A 15,376-nucleotide genomic window follows, 5' to 3' on the forward strand; every position below is an offset into this window, starting at 1 on the left:
ATCATGTCATTAAAAATTGCCGCTTGCAGACGGGGCGGGCCATACGTTTTCGCGCGCAGGCTGCAAGCCGTGCGGTGCGCCTTCAGATAGGTCGCATCGATCATGATTGTCTTTGGATCGGTTGCCTCGGCGGCCAGGCCCACCATGATCCGGGCGAAGACACCGTTATCGCTCCAGCGCTTCCAACGGTTATAGAGCGTCTTTGCCGGTCCATATTCCTTCGGTGCGTCGCACCACCGCAAGCCGTTGCGATTGATGAAGATAATGCCGCTGAGGACCCGCAGATCATCGACGCGCGGACGGCCATGGCTCTTGGGGAAGAAAGGGCGAAGGCGCACCATCTGCACCTCGGTCAGCCAAAACAGATTGCTCATCAATCAGGTCTCCTTACGAGCCCTGAGTCACGCAAAGGAAGTGAAATCAATGGGTCTGGAGCCTAGGTTACCGATAAGGCGTGCGCCTTGGAGTATCTTGTCGGGAAGTTAGTTAAAGCGCCTGTCTAGTCCTGCATGTTGCCGATAGCATCCGCGAGGTACTTTCCGCAGAATGTGTCGAGGTCCGTTACCTCGGTCAGAGTAAGGAGCGCTCCGGACTCGAAGCGATCCTGCAGATCTACACCACGGGCATCCGCCCAGAGGTGGAGGTACATCAAAGCCCGAAGGTCATTGTGTAGCGTGTTCGGCTGGCTCCCCGAGGGGCGGCGCTTAGACAGAATCCAATAGGTCGCTGCTTGTAAGGGTAGCCCTATGGCCTTCGTGATGAGGAACGGCATGCGTTCCCCACCGTCGAATTTTAACCAGCGGACGGCGTATGGATTGAGACCGTATCTTGACAAAGCTGCATCTTCCACACTTGCGCCTCTGAAAGGTGGCTAGTGGAAGTCGCTTCGTCAAGAAAAATGGATTATAGTACCGCTAGTTGAACCTTACAAACTTACAAAAGATCATACGTTCCATTCTAGAACGGAATTTCGTCATCATAGTCGGGACGGCCGCCGCCAGTGCTGCCGCCACCCGAACCGCCACGAGAGCCATAGTCGTCATAGCCGCTCGAGTCCCGGCTACTGCCGCCGCCCATGCCGCCACCGCCGCCTTCGCCGCGGCCGTCCAGCATCTGCAGCGTGCCGTTCAGACCGCGCAGCACCACCTCGGTCGAATAGCGGTCCTGGCCGGACTGGTCCTGCCACTTGCGGGTCTCCAGCTGCCCTTCGATATAGACCTTGCTGCCCTTCTTCAGGAACCGCTCGACCACCCCGACCAGCCCTTCGGACATGATCGCCACCGTGTGCCACTCGGTCTTCTCGCGGCGCTCTCCGGTGTTGCGGTCCTTCCAGGTCTCGGACGTCGCGATGCGCAGGTTGGCGACCTTGCCGCCGTTTTGGAAGCTGCGGATCTCGGGGTCGCGGCCCAGATTGCCGATCAGAATGACCTTGTTGACGCTGCCTGCCATGACGGGAATCCTCGGGTGATGTCGTTCACGCCGGTCTAGCGCAGGGCAGGCCGGGGCTGCAAGCCGTTCGCCGCGCCATCGGCCGGGCGCAAAGCCGCCCATGGCGCAGGGCGGCGCCCGGAACCGCGAACCCGGCGCTGGCAGAGGGCGGCATTTGATGTATAGTCCCAGAAAAACGGCGAAGCTGACAAAGAACGAGGGCGGAGAACATGTGGATCGGCCATTCCCTGAAAGCGGCAATCTGTGCAATGTCATTGGCGGCCGTCGCGGTCCCCGCATCGGCCGAAGGGCTGCGGCTGTCGGGCAGCTCATCGAAATCGCGGGCCGAACAGTTCGCGCGCCAGACCCGTCTGATGGATTCACGGCTTGCGACGCAGTATCAGCGCTCTGCGCGCCTGCGGCCCGGCGGGCGCGAGGATGCGGTGGCGCTTGACGTCACGCCGAACATCCCGCGCTATACCGGCCGGCGCAGCGAATACCTGCCGCATGCCCGTCAGGCGGCGCAGCGACATGGCATCCCCGAGGATCTGTTCCTGCGCCTGGTCCAGCAGGAATCCGGCTGGAACCCGAACGCGCGCTCACACAAGGGGGCGATGGGTCTGGCGCAGCTGATGCCCGGCACGGCGGCCAAGCTGGGGGTGAATGCCACCGATCCGGTCCAGAACCTCGAGGGCGGCGCGCGCTATTTGCGGATGATGTACAACCAGTTCGGCAACTGGACGCTGGCGCTTGCAGCCTACAATGCCGGACCGGGCGCGGTGCAGAAATACGGCGGCATCCCGCCCTATCGCGAGACGCGGAACTATGTCCGCATCATCGCTGGCGGCTGAGCGAGCGATCTAACCGCGCAGCCCGGTCTTCTTCAGCAAGCCCTTGCGCCTCGCCTCATAGTAGTAGCCGCGCGAATACCACATCACCGCGCGGTCGGGGTCGCCCTCGGCCACCAGCCAGGCACCGCGCAGATACTTGACGCCGTAGCGCAGGTTCGTGTCCGCATCCAGCAGGCCGTGGTCCGGCCCGCGGTAGCCCATCGTCCGGGCCGTCTGAGGGGCGATCTGCATCAGCCCGTGATAGCTGCCGTTCCGGGTCTCGGGCCGGTGGCTGGATTCGCGCAGGACGACGCGCTGCACAAGCGAACTGGGCACACCGTAGTGGCGCGACCAGAAATTGATGCGCTGGCGAATGTACGGCGTTTCGTTAGGGTAAAGGCCCGAGCCGGTCAACTGGCCCCGCCCGCGCGTCCGCCCCCCGCCGCAAGCGGCGAGGGCCAAGACCGACAAGACCAAACCCCGACGGCCGAGGGACGCCGCGAAGGCGTGCGCGTCAGGCATGGATGGCGCCGGCACCACAGGCCAGCGCGGCTTCGCGCACGGCCTCGGAGACGGTCGGGTGGGCATGGCAGGTCAGCGCCAAATCCTCGGCCGAGGCACCGAACTCCATCGCGACACAGACCTCGTGGATCAGGTCGCCGGCGGACGGGCCGATGATGTGGCAGCCCAGGATCCGGTCGGTCTGCGCATCGACGATCAGCTTGACGAAGCCTTCACCGAGGAACTGGGCCTTGGCGCGCGCATTGCCCATGAAGGGGAACTTGCCGACCTTGACCTTGCGGCCGCCTTCCTTGGCCGCTTCCTCGGTCAGGCCGACGCTGGCGACTTCGGGAGTCGTGTAGATCACGCCTGGAATGACACCATAGTTCACATGGCCGTGCTTTCCAGCGATGACATCGGCCACGGCCATGCCTTCATCCTCGGCCTTGTGGGCCAGCATCGGGCCGGGCACCGCGTCGCCGATGGCATAGATGCCCTTGACGCTGGTCGACCAGTGATCGTCGATCTTGACGAAGCCGCGTTCGGTGGTCTCGACGCCCAAAGCCTCAAGCCCCAGGCCGTCGACATGCGGCCGACGGCCGGTCGCGACCAGCACGCAGTCGGCCTCGATCACTTGTTCGGCGTTGTCCTTCTTCAGCGCATAGGTGACCTTGGCCGCGCCGTCCTGAACCTCGGCCGACTTCACAGCGGCACCCAGGGTGAACTTCAGGCCCTGCTTGGCCAGCATTTTCTGGAACTGCTTCTGGATCTCGCCGTCCATGCCGGGGGTGATCACGTCCAGATATTCCAGAACGGTCACGTCAGCCCCAAGGCGGGCATAGACCGACCCAAGCTCCAGCCCGATGACGCCGGCGCCGATGACGACCATCGACTTGGGGATCTTCGGCAGGGCCAGCGCGCCGGTGGAATCGACGATCACGCCGCCCGTGTTGTCAACCTCGACCCCGCGCAGCCCCTGGGGGACCGAGCCGGTGGCGATCACGATGTTCTTGGTCTCGTGCACCGTATCGCCGACCTTGACGCGTCCAGCGGCCTCGATGGTGGCCCAGCCCTTGATCCAGTCGACCTTGTTCTTCTTGAACAGGAACTCGATGCCCTTGGTGTTGCCGTTAACGGTCTCGGCCTTGTAGGCCTGCATCTTCGTCCAGTCGACTTCAACATGCGCGCCCATCAGGCCCATCTTCTCGAAATTCTCGTGCGCCTCGTGCAGCATGTGGGTGCCGTGGAGCAGCGCCTTCGACGGGATGCAGCCCACGTTCAGGCAGGTGCCGCCCAAGGTGTCGCGCGATTCGACGCAGGCCACCTTGAGGCCCAGCTGCGCCGCGCGGATCGCGCAGACATAGCCGCCAGGTCCGGCGCCGATCACGATGAGGTCATACATGTTTCTTTCCTTCTGTCACGCGGGGGCGGCCCATCCCATGCAAGGCCCCCGCAAGCAATACGGTTTCCGACCTAGAACAGGCTGGCCAGGATCATGAGCATTGTCACCCCGAAGCCCACCGCCCAGATCACGGACCGCCAAGGGGTCCATCCCAGCAGATAGGCGGGGACATAGACCAGCCGCGCCAGCAGATAGATCCAGGCGCAGGCGGCGGTGAAGCCGGTGGCCTGTCCGCCGGCGGTCACGAGCAAGACTGCGATGGTGAACAGGATGAGGCCCTCGAAATGGTTCGACAGCGCGCGTTGCGCGCGACCTGCCTGACCCTTCAGCGCGGGGACATTGTCGCGAGGTCCCATGGCGACCTTGGGGCCGACCTGCAGGTTCGCCAAGACCGAGAACAGGACGAACTGCAGCCCCTGCAGGATCGCCGCCAGCGCAAGGACCGTCAGCTCGGCCGTCATCATGCGGTTTCCACGAAATGCGCCTGAGAGCCGGTGATCCCGGCCTGGGATTCGAACACCTTCGCCCCGGCCTGCAGGTACTCGCGCGCGGCTTTGGCGTCGTTGACCTGGAACAGCGCCCAGGCATGCCCTTCACCCTCGCGCCACAGCTGCAGGAGCGACAGCCCGTTGCGGCCCCGATCCTCCGCATCGGCGTCGAAGGCGGTCCGGAACCGGGCATGGTCGGGGGCGGAATAGCGGATGATCAACTGCATGGGACACTCCTGCCAAATACGCTCAGCTTGCCCTTAGTACGCGGCGCCGGCAAGCGGCCTCGCCGGTCGGCTGAGGATTCGAACCTTGTCTGTCGTCCGGCCGACAGGCCACGGGCAACCGCATCTGGCGATTGCCCGCGGCTTGGAATCACAGATCCATCAGCAGGCGGCGCGGATCTTCCAGCGCTTCCTTTACCCGGACCAGGAAGGTGACAGCACCCTTGCCGTCGACAATCCGGTGGTCATAGGACAGCGCCAGATACATCATCGGCCGGATGACGATCTGCCCGCCGACAACCATCGGACGTTCCTGGATCTTGTGCATGCCCAGGATGCCCGACTGCGGGGGGTTCAGGATCGGCGACGACATCAGCGAGCCATAGACGCCACCGTTCGAGATGGTGAAGGTGCCGCCCTGCATCTCGGCCATGGACAGCTTGCCGTCGCGGCCCTTGGCGCCCAGTTCGCCGATCTCCTTCTCGATCGCGGCAAAGGACTTCTGGTCGGCGTCGCGGACGACCGGAACCACCAGGCCCGAGGGCGTGCCGACGGCGACGCCCATGTGGACGAAGTTCTTGTAGACGACGTCGGTGCCGTCGATCTCGGCATTGACCTCGGGCACTTCCTTCAGCGCGTGACAGCAGGCCTTCACGAAGAAGGACATGAAGCCCAGCTTGACCTTGTGCTTCTTCTCGAACGCGTCCTTGTATTCGTTGCGAAGCTGCATGATGCCGGACATGTCGGCCTCATTGTAGGTCGTCAGCATCGCGGCGGTGTTCTGCGCGTCCTTCAGGCGGCGCGCGATGGTCTGGCGGAGGCGGGTCATCTTGACCCGCTCCTCGCGGCCGGCATCACTGGCGCTGGACGGTGCGCGCGGCGCCTGCGCCGGGGCGGCGGGCCTGGGCGCGCTTGCGGCCCGGGCCACGTCTTCCTTCATGATGCGCCCGTCGCGACCCGAACCCTGCACCTGGTCGCGGCTGACGCCGGCCTCGGCCATCGCCTTCTTGGCCGAGGGCGCGTCCTCGACGTCGCTGCGGGGCTTCATCTCCTCGGGGCCAGCATTTTCCAGCACCGTCTCCTGGGCCTTCTGGGCACCCGGCTTGGCGCCGGACGCACCTTCGGTGATGATTGCCAGCTTGGCCTTGGCATCGACGGTGGCACCTTCCTCGGCCAGGATCTCGGCCAGAACGCCTGCGGCCGGGGCGGGAACCTCGACCGAGACCTTGTCAGTCTCCAGCTCGCACAGCATCTCGTCGACCGCGACGCTGTCGCCGGGCTTCTTGAACCAGGTGGCGACCGTGGCTTCGGTCACGCTTTCGCCCAGGGACGGAACCATCACGTCCACGGATTTGCCGCTCATCTTCTCTTGTCCCTCAGTGTCTTGGGCCGGGGCTTCGGCCTTGGGTTTGTCTGCCTTGGGCTGGGCCGCTGCGGCCCCACCCTCGGCGATTTGCGCCAGAAGCGCATCCGGTCCGACCGTCTCGCCCTCGGCGGCGACGATCTCGGCCAGGGTGCCGGCGGCGGGGCTTGGAACCTCGACGGTGACCTTGTCGGTCTCCAGCTCGCAGAGCATCTCGTCGACCTCGACCCGGTCACCCGGCTTCTTGAACCATGTTGCGATCGTGGCCTCGGTGACGGATTCCCCAAGGGCAGGCACGCGGACTTCGGTGGTCATCGGATCATCCTTCAAGATTCAGGGCTTCGGCGACCAGCGCCTCTTGTTCGGCCTTGTGGCGCGACGCCAGGCCGGTCGCGACCGAGGCCGCCGCATTGCGTCCCGCGTACCGGGCGCGCGAGTGCTTGGCGCCAATTCGCTCCAGCACCCATTCCAGATAGGGATCGACGAAGGTCCAGCCCCCCTGGTTCTTCGGCTCTTCCTGGCACCAGACGATCTCGGCCTCCTTGAAGCGGCCCAGTTCCTTCACCATGGCCTGCGCGGGGAAGGGGTAGAACTGTTCAAGCCGCAGCAGGTAGACGTCGGTGATCCCGGCCTCGTCGCGCGCCTTGAGAAGGTCGTAATAGACCTTGCCCGAACAGATGACGACGCGTTTGATCTGATCGTCGGCCGCCAGCTTGGTGGGCGATCCGCCACGCTGCGCGTCGTCCCACAGCACGCGGTGGAAAGTGCTGCCGGTCTGGAACTCGTCGGCGCGGCTGATGGCCATCGGGTGGCGCAGCAGCGACTTCGGCGTCATCAGCACCAGCGGCTTACGGAAGCCGCGGTGGATCTGCCGGCGCAGGATGTGGAAGTAGTTCGCCGGCGTCGTGCAGTTGGCGACGATCCAGTTGTCCTCGGCCGCGCCCTGCAGGAACCGCTCCAACCGGGCCGAGCTGTGCTCGGGGCCCTGACCCTCGAAGCCGTGGGGCAGCAGCATCACCAGACCCGACATGCGCAACCACTTCTTCTCGCCCGAGGAGATGAACTGGTCGAACATGATCTGCGCGCCGTTGGCGAAGTCGCCGAACTGCGCTTCCCATAGGGTCAGCGTGTTCGGTTCCGCCAGCGAGTAGCCGTATTCGAAGCCCAGCACCGCATATTCCGAGAGCATGCTGTCGATGACCTCGTAGCGGGCCTGGCCTTCCGCGATGTTGTTCAGCGGGTAGTAGCGTTCCTCGGTCTTCTGGTCGACGAAGGCCGAATGGCGCTGGCTGAACGTGCCGCGGGTGCTGTCCTGACCTGCCAGACGGACGCCATGCCCCTCGGTCACCAGCGAACCGAAGGCAAGCGCCTCGGCGGTGGCCCAGTCAAAACCCTCGCCCGTCTCGAACATCTGCTTCTTGGCTTCAAGAAGACGACCCACGGTCTTGTGCAGGTTCAGCCCCTCGGGCGCGGTCGTCAGCGCGCGGCCGACCTGGGTCATCACCTCGGGCGCGATCCCCGTCTCACCGGCAACATAGTCGGTGCCCTCACGCTCCAGCCCCGACCACTTGCCGTCCAGCCAGTCGGCCTTGTTCGGCTTGTAGGCCTTGCCGATCTCGAACTCCTCGTTCAGGTGCGCCTGGAAGGCGGCCTTCATGTCCTCGATCTCACCTTCGGGAATCAGGCCGTCGCGCACGAGGCGGTCGGTATAAAGCTGCAGCGTTGTCTTCTGCGACTTGATCTTGGTGTACATCGCCGGGTTCGTGAACATCGGCTCGTCGCCTTCGTTGTGACCGAAGCGGCGATAGCAGATGATGTCGATGACGACGTCCTTCTTGAACTTCTGCCGGAACTCGGTCGCGACCTTGGCGGCATGGACCACGGCCTCGGGGTCATCGCCGTTCACGTGGAAGATCGGCGCCTCGACCATCAGCGCGATGTCGGTCGGATAGGGCGAGGTGCGGCTGAAATGCGGCGCGGTCGTGAAGCCGATCTGGTTGTTCACGACGATATGGATGCAGCCGCCCGTGCGGTGGCCGCGGATGCCCGACAGCTGCAGGCATTCGGCCACGACGCCCTGGCCCGCAAAGGCCGCGTCGCCATGCAGCAGGATCGGCAGGACCGAGGTGCGGTCCTCGCGGTCGCCAAGCTGGTCGCCCTTGGCGCGCGCCTTGCCCAGCACGACCGGGTTCACGGCCTCAAGGTGGCTGGGGTTCGCGGTCAGCGACAGGTGCACCTTGTTGCCATCGAACTCGCGGTCCGAGCTGGCGCCCAGGTGGTACTTCACGTCGCCAGATCCGTCCACGTCCTCGGGCTTGAAGCTGCCGCCCTGGAATTCATGGAAGATCGCGCGGTAGGGTTTGGAGAGGACGTTGGCCAGCACCGACAGGCGGCCGCGGTGGGGCATGCCCACCACGATCTCCTTCACGCCAAGCGCGCCGCCGCGCTTGATGATCTGCTCCATCGCGGGGATCAGCGCCTCGCCGCCATCGAGGCCGAAGCGCTTGGTGCCCATGTACTTGACGTGCAGGAACTTTTCAAAACCCTCGGCCTCGACCAGCTTGTTCAGGATGGCGCGGCGGCCTTCGCGGGTGAACTGGATCTCCTTGCCGTAGCCCTCGATCCGCTCCTTCAGCCACGCCGCTTCCTCGGGGTTCGAGATGTGCATGTACTGCAGCGCGAAGGTGCCGCAATAGGTGCGGGTCATCAGGTCGCAGATCTGGCGGATCGACGCGACCTCAAGGCCCAGGACATTGTCGATGAAGATCGGGCGGTCCATGTCGCCCGGACCGAAGCCGTAGGTCTCCGGCTTCAGTTCGCCGTGGTCCGGTACGTCGCGCAGCCCCAGCGGGTCAAGGTTCGCGTGCAGGTGGCCCCGGATCCGGAAGGCACGGATCAGCATCAGCGCGCGGATGCTGTCCAGAACCGCCTGGCGCATCTGGTCGGTCGACAGCTTGACGCCCTTCTCCTCGGCCTTGGCGGCGATCTTCTTGATGGCGGCATCGGCCGCGCCTTTCGAAGATGCCGGCCATTCGCCGGTCAGCGCTGCCGTGGTGTCGTCCTGGGGCATCGGCGGCCAGTCGGCCCGCTTCCAGCTGGCGCCCTCGGCTTCGCGAACGGCGTCGCCATCATTGTCGCCCAAGTCGCGGAAGAACGCGTCCCAGGCTTGGTCGACCGCTGACGGGTCTTTGGCCCACTGGCCATAGAGCTGTTCCACATAGGCGGCATTGGCGCCCTGCAGGAATGATGAATCGTGGAAGTCAGAATTCTTTGGCTGGTCGGTCATGGCTGGTCCCTGTTCAGGGCAAGTGGAAAAAGGTCAGGCGCAGTAGATGTCGAAAATTTGGGCGCCGGGATCGGCGGTCGGGTCAAGTCGCGGCTGCTGCTGAATGCGCAGAGGCGCGCGGCGTTCAAGGCCGCAAAGTGCCACTGCGGCACGGCTTTCTGCATTCGGCGGCGCGGCATAGGGTTGATAAATCACGCGCCAGCCGAAATCCCTGCGCGAGACGGTTCTGACCGACTCGGGGGGCAGTCCGCTCGCCTCGTGCAGGTTGGTGCGGGCAGGGATGCCGCCGGGTAGGATGTCTGCGGTCATGCGGTCGCCACAGGCGGCAAGGCCCAGCAGGGTGCAGAACGACACCATCGGCCCGACGCGATGCGTCGATCCGGCCGCCTTGGCGCGATGGTCCTGCAATGTCACGGTCCTTCCCTTCGCATGATCCTGCCCCCGGATACTTGGTCACCGGGGGCAGGGGTGTCAAATCATCAGCCCTTGATCGCCTTCAGGACCGCTTCGCCGAGGCCTGCAGGGCTGTCGGCGACCACGATCCCGGCCTTCTTCATGGCCTCGATCTTGGATTCCGCATCGCCCTTGCCGCCCGACACGATCGCACCGGCATGGCCCATGCGACGGCCCGGAGGGGCAGTGCGGCCCGCGATGAAGCCGGCCGTCGGCTTCCACTTGCCCTTGGCTTTCTGCTCGGCCAGGAATTCGGCAGCCTCTTCCTCGGCAGAGCCGCCGATCTCGCCGATCATGATGATCGACTCGGTTTCGGGGTCGTCGAGGAATATCTGCAGCACGTCGATATGCTCCATGCCCTTGATCGGATCGCCGCCGATCCCGACCGCCGAGGACTGGCCGAGGCCCACGTCCGAGGTCTGCTTGACCGCCTCGTAGGTCAGCGTGCCCGAGCGCGAGACGACGCCGACCGAACCGCGGCGGAAGATGCTGCCCGGCATGATGCCGATCTTGCATTCGTCAGGCGTCATGATGCCGGGGCAGTTCGGCCCGATCAGGCGCGAGTTCGAGCCCTGCAGCGCGCGCTTCACGCGCATCATGTCCAGAACGGGAATTCCCTCGGTGATGCAGACGATCAGCGGCACCTGCGCGTCGATTGCTTCCAGGATCGAGTCGGCCGCGAACGGGGGCGGCACGTAGATCGCCGACGCGGTGGCGCCGGTTTTGGCGACAGCCTCGTGGACCGAGTTGAAGACCGGCAGGCCCAGATGCTCGGACCCGCCCTTGCCGGGGGTCACGCCGCCGACCATCTGCGTGCCATAGGCGATTGCCTGCTCGGTGTGGAAGGTGCCCTGGGACCCGGTGATCCCCTGGCAGATGACTTTGGTATTCTTGTCAACGAGAACGGCCATCATGGCCTCCTTGCGTAAGCGGTGCCCCTGCACCGCGATGTTCCAGAGGTGGGCGCGCCAGAGACGCGCCCGTATGGATCAGCCCTTGACCGCTTTGACGATCTTCTGCGCGGCATCCGACAGGTCGTCGGCGGCGATCACGTTCAGGCCGGACTTGGCGATGATCTCCTTGCCGAGGTCCACGTTCGTCCCTTCCAGGCGCACGACCAGCGGGACCTGCAGACCGACTTCCTTCACGGCGGCGATGATGCCTTCCGCGATGATGTCGCAGCGCATGATGCCGCCGAAGATGTTGACCAGGATGCCTTTGACATTCTGGTCCGACGTGATGATCTTGAACGCCTCGGTGACCTTTTCCTTGGTGGCACCGCCGCCGACGTCCAGGAAGTTGGCCGGCTCGGCACCAAACAGCTTGATGATGTCCATAGTCGCCATGGCGAGGCCCGCGCCGTTCACCATGCAGCCGATCTCGCCGTCGAGCGCGATGTAGTTCAGGTCGAACTTCGAGGCGGCCAGCTCCTTGCTGTCCTCTTCGGTCTCGTCGCGCAGCGCCATGATGTCGGACTGGCGATAGAGTGCGTTGTTGTCGAAGCCCATCTTCGCGTCGAGGCACTTGATCTGGCCCTCGGGGGTCACGATCAGCGGGTTGATCTCCAGCATCTCCATGTCCTTCTCGATGAACATGCGATACAGGTTCTTGACCAGCGCGACGCACTGCTTGACCTGCTGGCCTTCCAGCCCAAGGGCGAATGCGACACGGCGACCGTGGAAGTCCGACAGTCCCGAAGCCGGATCGACCGAGAAGCTGACGATCTTGTCGGGCGTGTTGGCGGCGACTTCCTCGATGTCCATGCCGCCCTCGGTCGAGGCGACGAAGCTGACGCGCGAGGTCTGGCGGTCCACCAGAAGGGCCAGGTACAGCTCACGCGCGATGTCGCTGCCGTCCTCGATGTAGATGCGGTTCACCTGCTTGCCGGCCGGCCCGGTCTGGTGCGTGACCAGCGTGCGGCCCAGCATCTGGCGGGTCAGTTCCTCGGCTTCCTCGACCGACTTGGCCAGGCGTACGCCGCCTTTCTCACCGGCTTCGGCTTCCTTGAAATGGCCCTTGCCGCGGCCGCCGGCGTGGATCTGCGCCTTCACGACCCAGAGCGGACCGTCCATCTCGCTGGCGCAGGTCTTGGCTTCGTCGGCCTTCGTCACGATGCGGCCGTCGCTGACCGGCGCGCCGTACTGACGCAGCAGCGCCTTGGCCTGGTATTCGTGGATGTTCATCTCGACCCCCTCATTCGGTTCGACAGATTTGGGGTCTTGTGACACGACAGCGCAGGCCACTAAAACGAATTCCCCGTAAAATGCCGAAAACAGGCAGGATGCCGCCGATTGTGATCACAGCCGGAAACGGCGTGATCACGTAGCATCCTGCGGTCGGTGCGGGCTTGCGATTCGACGGTCGCCGTCATTGTGCGGACATCGGAGGAAGGCCTTTGCCGCGAGCCGTGGGCGCGGCTAGTGGATCGGCGATCCTGATGGGGCTAGCAGAAACGGGCTTGTTCAGGCGGTCGATCGACTCGCTGCAAGAGGAAAGGCGCCGGCCTGACGGTCCTGAGGCCTGCTGAAATGAAAACGGCGCGCCTGTCATGGCGCGCCGCGAAATTCGTCTGTCGCCGTGGTCAAGCTAGGCTGCTCTCGATCCCTTTGCAGGCTTCGACCAGGCCCCTGACGGCATCGACCGACTTGTCGAACATCGCCTGATCGTCGCGGTCCAGCTTGATGTCGATGATGCGCTCGACGCCGCCGGCGCCGATCACCGTCGGCACGCCCACATACATACCCTTCAAGCCATAGGCGCCATCGACGTGCGCGGCGCAGGGCAGCACGCGCTTCTGGTCCTTGAGGTAGGCCTCGGCCATCTCGATCGCGCTGGTCGCGGGGGCATAGAAGGCCGAGCCGGTCTTCAGCAGGCCGACGATCTCGGCGCCGCCGTCACGGGTGCGCTGCACGATTGCGTCAAGCTTGTCCTGGGTGGTCCAGCCCATCTTGACCAGATCCGGCAGCGGAATGCCGCCAACGGTCGAATAGCGGGTCAGCGGGACCATGGTATCGCCGTGTCCGCCCAGCACGAACGCGGTCACATCCTTCATCGACACATCGAATTCCAGCGACAGGAAGTGGCGGAAGCGGGCCGAGTCCAGCACGCCGGCCATGCCGCAAACCTTGTTGTGCGGCAGGCCGCTGAATTCGCGCAGCGCCCAGACCATCGCGTCCAGCGGGTTGGTGATGCAGATCACGAATGCGTCCGGCGCGTGCGCCGCGATGCCTTCGCCAACCGACTTCATGACCTTCAGGTTGATGCCCAGCAGGTCGTCGCGGCTCATTCCCGGCTTGCGCGGAACGCCTGCGGTGACGATGCACACGTCGGCTCCGGCGATGTCGGCATAGTCGTTGGTGCCCTTCATGCGGGCGTCGAAGCCTTCGGACGGGCCCGACTCGGCGATGTCCAGGGCCTTGCCCTGCGGCGTGCCTTCCGAGATGTCGAACAGGACGACGTCGCCCAGTTCCTTCATCGCCGCCAGATGAGCCAGCGTGCCGCCGATCTGCCCCGCACCGATCAGTGCGATTTTGGGTCGGGCCATGGATAACCTCCGATACATGGTGGATTGTCGCGCTTGGGTTAAGCGGTCGCGAATGAAATCGCAAGCAATCTGCGATCCCCCCTCGGGCGCGATCCGGAGACTTGTCACCAACGGCCGGCCGGGGCACATCTTGCAGATCGTGCAGGCAGGAGGAGCCATGCTGGATCTGACACCCTATGGATGGGCGTTGGCCGTCGCGGCCGCCGTGGCCGTCGGATTGGCCAAGGGCGGCCTGGCGATGGTCGGCATCATCTCGGTCCCGCTGATGTCGCTGGTCATGTCGCCGGTGCAGGCGGCGGGGCTTCTGCTGCCGGTCTACGTGATCTCGGACGTGGGCGGGCTGATTGCATTCCAGCGCGACTTCGACACGCGCGTGCTGATGACGACCCTTCCGGGGGCGCTGGTAGGCATCGGCGTGGGTTGGGCGACGGCCAGCATCGTTCCTGTTCGGGGCGTGACGCTGATCGTCGGCATCATCGGCCTGAGCTTCGCCCTGAACGCGCTGATCCGGCCACGGTTGGATGCGACGCCACGGCCGCCGACAGTCGCGGCGGGCAGCTTCTGGGGCGGACTGGCAGGATATACCAGCTTCGTCAGCCATTCGGGCGCGCCTCTCTGGCAGGTCTATACACAGCCGCTGCGCCTGCCGCCGCTGATCTTCGCCGGAACGACCACCTGGTTCTTCGCCATCGGCAACTGGGTCAAGCTGGTCCCCTACGCATTCCTGGGGCAGTTATCATCCGCCAACCTGGCAACTGCGGCGGCGTTGATGCCGGTATCGCTGGTGTCGGTGTGGCTGGGCCTGCGACTGGTCCGGGTGATCCGCCCGGCATTGTTCTATGGCATCATCACATGGTGTCTGCTTCTGGTGTCGGTGCGCCTGATCTGGCAATCCATGGGCAGTTGATGCCGCGATGCGGCAAGAAACTCCTTGCCAAATCTGCTGCGACGCGGCACCGTCGCGCAACATTGTTGCCCGGAGGTTCCATGGTCCGCCCTTATCGATCGGTTCTATATATCCCCGCTGCCAACGCCCGAGCGATGGAGAAGGCACGGGACCTGCCTGCCGACGCGATCATCTTCGACCTCGAGGATGCGGTGGCGCCCGAGGCCAAGGTCGATGCGCGGCAGGCGTTGGCGGACGCGCTGGCGCAGGATTACGGGCGCTGTGCCCGGATCATCCGCATGAATGCGCTGACGACCGAATGGGGGCGCGACGACGCGCGGGCCTGTGCCGATCTTCCCGCCGATGCGGTGCTTGTGCCGAAGGTCGACGGCCCGCAGGACCTGGACCGGGTGGCGGAGCTCATTCCGGACGTGCCGTTGTGGGCAATGATGGAGACTCCGCTTGGCATGCTGAACGCCGCCGCCATCGCCGGCGATCCTCGGCTGCAGGGCATGGTGATGGGCACCAACGATCTGGCGAAGGAACTGGGCAGCAGGCCGCGCCCAGACCGGCTGCCGATGATGGCTGGGCTGGGCCTCTGCATCCTTGCGGCCAAGGCACATCGCAAGGTGATCGTGGACGGGGTCTTCAACGCGTTCAAGGACGACGACGGACTGCGCGCCGAATGCGAGCAGGGCCGCGACATGGGCTTCGACGGCAAGACCCTAATCCACCCGGCGCAGCTGCAGATCGCCAACAACGTTTTCGCGCCAACCGAGGCTGAGGTGAACCTGGCCAGACGCCAGATCGACGCCTTCGACCAGGCCCAAGCCGAGGGCAGGGGCGTCGCGGTTGTCGACGGCCGCATCGTCGAGAACCTGCACGTCGCCACGGCTCGTCTGACGCTTGACCGCGCGCAAGCCATTGCGGCGCTTGCAGGATAGGGGCAGTCTGCGCCGCGAACGATCCAG

15 protein-coding genes are annotated in these 15,376 nt (G+C 64.8%); 3 read left to right on the forward strand and 12 right to left on the reverse strand.

Features of this window, described 5'->3' with window-relative positions:
• Positions 1–374, reverse strand: a 374-nt coding sequence (locus OC184_RS13895; RefSeq protein ID WP_265507783.1) for a transposase, incomplete at its 3' end; no start/stop codon positions are given.
• A 583-nt stretch (positions 375–957) separates the two neighbouring features.
• Positions 958–1,449 carry a single-stranded DNA-binding protein gene (ssb, locus tag OC184_RS13900; RefSeq protein ID WP_265507784.1) on the reverse strand — a complete coding sequence of 164 codons (492 nt, stop codon included), beginning with the start codon at positions 1,447–1,449 and terminating at the stop codon, positions 958–960.
• Positions 1,450–1,697: 248 nt separating this feature from the next.
• Between ssb and OC184_RS13905 the strand changes: the two genes are divergently transcribed.
• Positions 1,698–2,279 (forward strand): lytic transglycosylase domain-containing protein, encoded by a 582-nt coding sequence (locus OC184_RS13905; protein ID WP_265507785.1) that lies wholly within the window; start codon positions 1,698–1,700, stop codon positions 2,277–2,279.
• Positions 2,280–2,288: 9 nt separating this feature from the next.
• On the opposite strand, the gene OC184_RS13910 is transcribed toward OC184_RS13905, so the two are convergent.
• From OC184_RS13910 to mdh, 10 genes are all read right to left on the reverse strand, one after another.
• Positions 2,289–2,780 (reverse strand): lytic transglycosylase domain-containing protein, encoded by a 492-nt coding sequence (locus tag OC184_RS13910; RefSeq protein ID WP_265507786.1) that lies wholly within the window; start codon positions 2,778–2,780, stop codon positions 2,289–2,291.
• On the reverse strand, positions 2,773–4,161 hold the full coding sequence (lpdA, locus tag OC184_RS13915) for a dihydrolipoyl dehydrogenase (protein WP_265507787.1): 1,389 nt from the start codon (positions 4,159–4,161) through the stop codon (positions 2,773–2,775). The genes OC184_RS13910 and lpdA overlap by 8 nt, the downstream gene beginning before the upstream one ends.
• 71 nt (positions 4,162–4,232) lie before the next feature.
• Positions 4,233–4,622 (reverse strand): MAPEG family protein, encoded by a 390-nt coding sequence (locus tag OC184_RS13920; RefSeq protein WP_265507812.1) that lies wholly within the window; start codon positions 4,620–4,622, stop codon positions 4,233–4,235.
• Positions 4,622–4,876, reverse strand: coding sequence for a hypothetical protein (locus tag OC184_RS13925; protein ID WP_265507788.1), 255 nt, complete (start codon positions 4,874–4,876; stop codon positions 4,622–4,624). Before OC184_RS13925 ends, OC184_RS13920 begins: the two co-directional genes overlap by 1 nt.
• Before the next feature lie 148 nt (positions 4,877–5,024).
• On the reverse strand, positions 5,025–6,551 hold the full coding sequence (gene odhB / locus OC184_RS13930) for a 2-oxoglutarate dehydrogenase complex dihydrolipoyllysine-residue succinyltransferase (RefSeq protein ID WP_265507789.1): 1,527 nt from the start codon (positions 6,549–6,551) through the stop codon (positions 5,025–5,027).
• Positions 6,552–6,555: 4 nt separating this feature from the next.
• Positions 6,556–9,522 (reverse strand): 2-oxoglutarate dehydrogenase E1 component, encoded by a 2,967-nt coding sequence (locus OC184_RS13935; RefSeq protein ID WP_265507790.1) that lies wholly within the window; start codon positions 9,520–9,522, stop codon positions 6,556–6,558.
• A gap of 33 nt (positions 9,523–9,555) precedes the next feature.
• Positions 9,556–9,936, reverse strand: a complete 381-nt coding sequence (locus tag OC184_RS13940) for a hypothetical protein (protein ID WP_265507791.1) — start codon at positions 9,934–9,936, stop codon at positions 9,556–9,558.
• Between the two features lie 65 nt (positions 9,937–10,001).
• A complete protein-coding gene (sucD, locus tag OC184_RS13945) occupies positions 10,002–10,886 on the reverse strand; it encodes a succinate--CoA ligase subunit alpha (protein ID WP_265507792.1) in 885 nt (294 codons plus the stop codon).
• A 78-nt stretch (positions 10,887–10,964) separates the two neighbouring features.
• Positions 10,965–12,158 carry an ADP-forming succinate--CoA ligase subunit beta gene (gene sucC / locus OC184_RS13950; RefSeq protein ID WP_265507793.1) on the reverse strand — a complete coding sequence of 398 codons (1,194 nt, stop codon included), beginning with the start codon at positions 12,156–12,158 and terminating at the stop codon, positions 10,965–10,967.
• Positions 12,159–12,556: 398 nt separating this feature from the next.
• Complete coding sequence (mdh, locus tag OC184_RS13955; RefSeq protein ID WP_265507794.1) at positions 12,557–13,519, reverse strand: malate dehydrogenase; 963 nt, start codon at positions 13,517–13,519, stop codon at positions 12,557–12,559.
• 166 nt (positions 13,520–13,685) lie between these two features.
• On the opposite strand from mdh, the gene OC184_RS13960 reads away from it, so the two are divergent.
• Both OC184_RS13960 and OC184_RS13965 read left to right on the forward strand, forming a co-directional pair.
• On the forward strand, positions 13,686–14,426 hold the full coding sequence (locus tag OC184_RS13960; protein ID WP_265507813.1) for a sulfite exporter TauE/SafE family protein: 741 nt from the start codon (positions 13,686–13,688) through the stop codon (positions 14,424–14,426).
• An 80-nt stretch (positions 14,427–14,506) separates the two neighbouring features.
• Entirely contained in the window at positions 14,507–15,349 is an 843-nt protein-coding gene (locus OC184_RS13965; RefSeq protein WP_265507795.1) for an HpcH/HpaI aldolase/citrate lyase family protein, read from the forward strand.
• Positions 15,350–15,376: the final 27 nt, after the last annotated feature.

It is taken from the genome of Paracoccus rhizosphaerae, from assembly GCF_026162645.1.
Lineage (GTDB): Bacteria > Pseudomonadota > Alphaproteobacteria > Rhodobacterales > Rhodobacteraceae > Paracoccus > Paracoccus rhizosphaerae.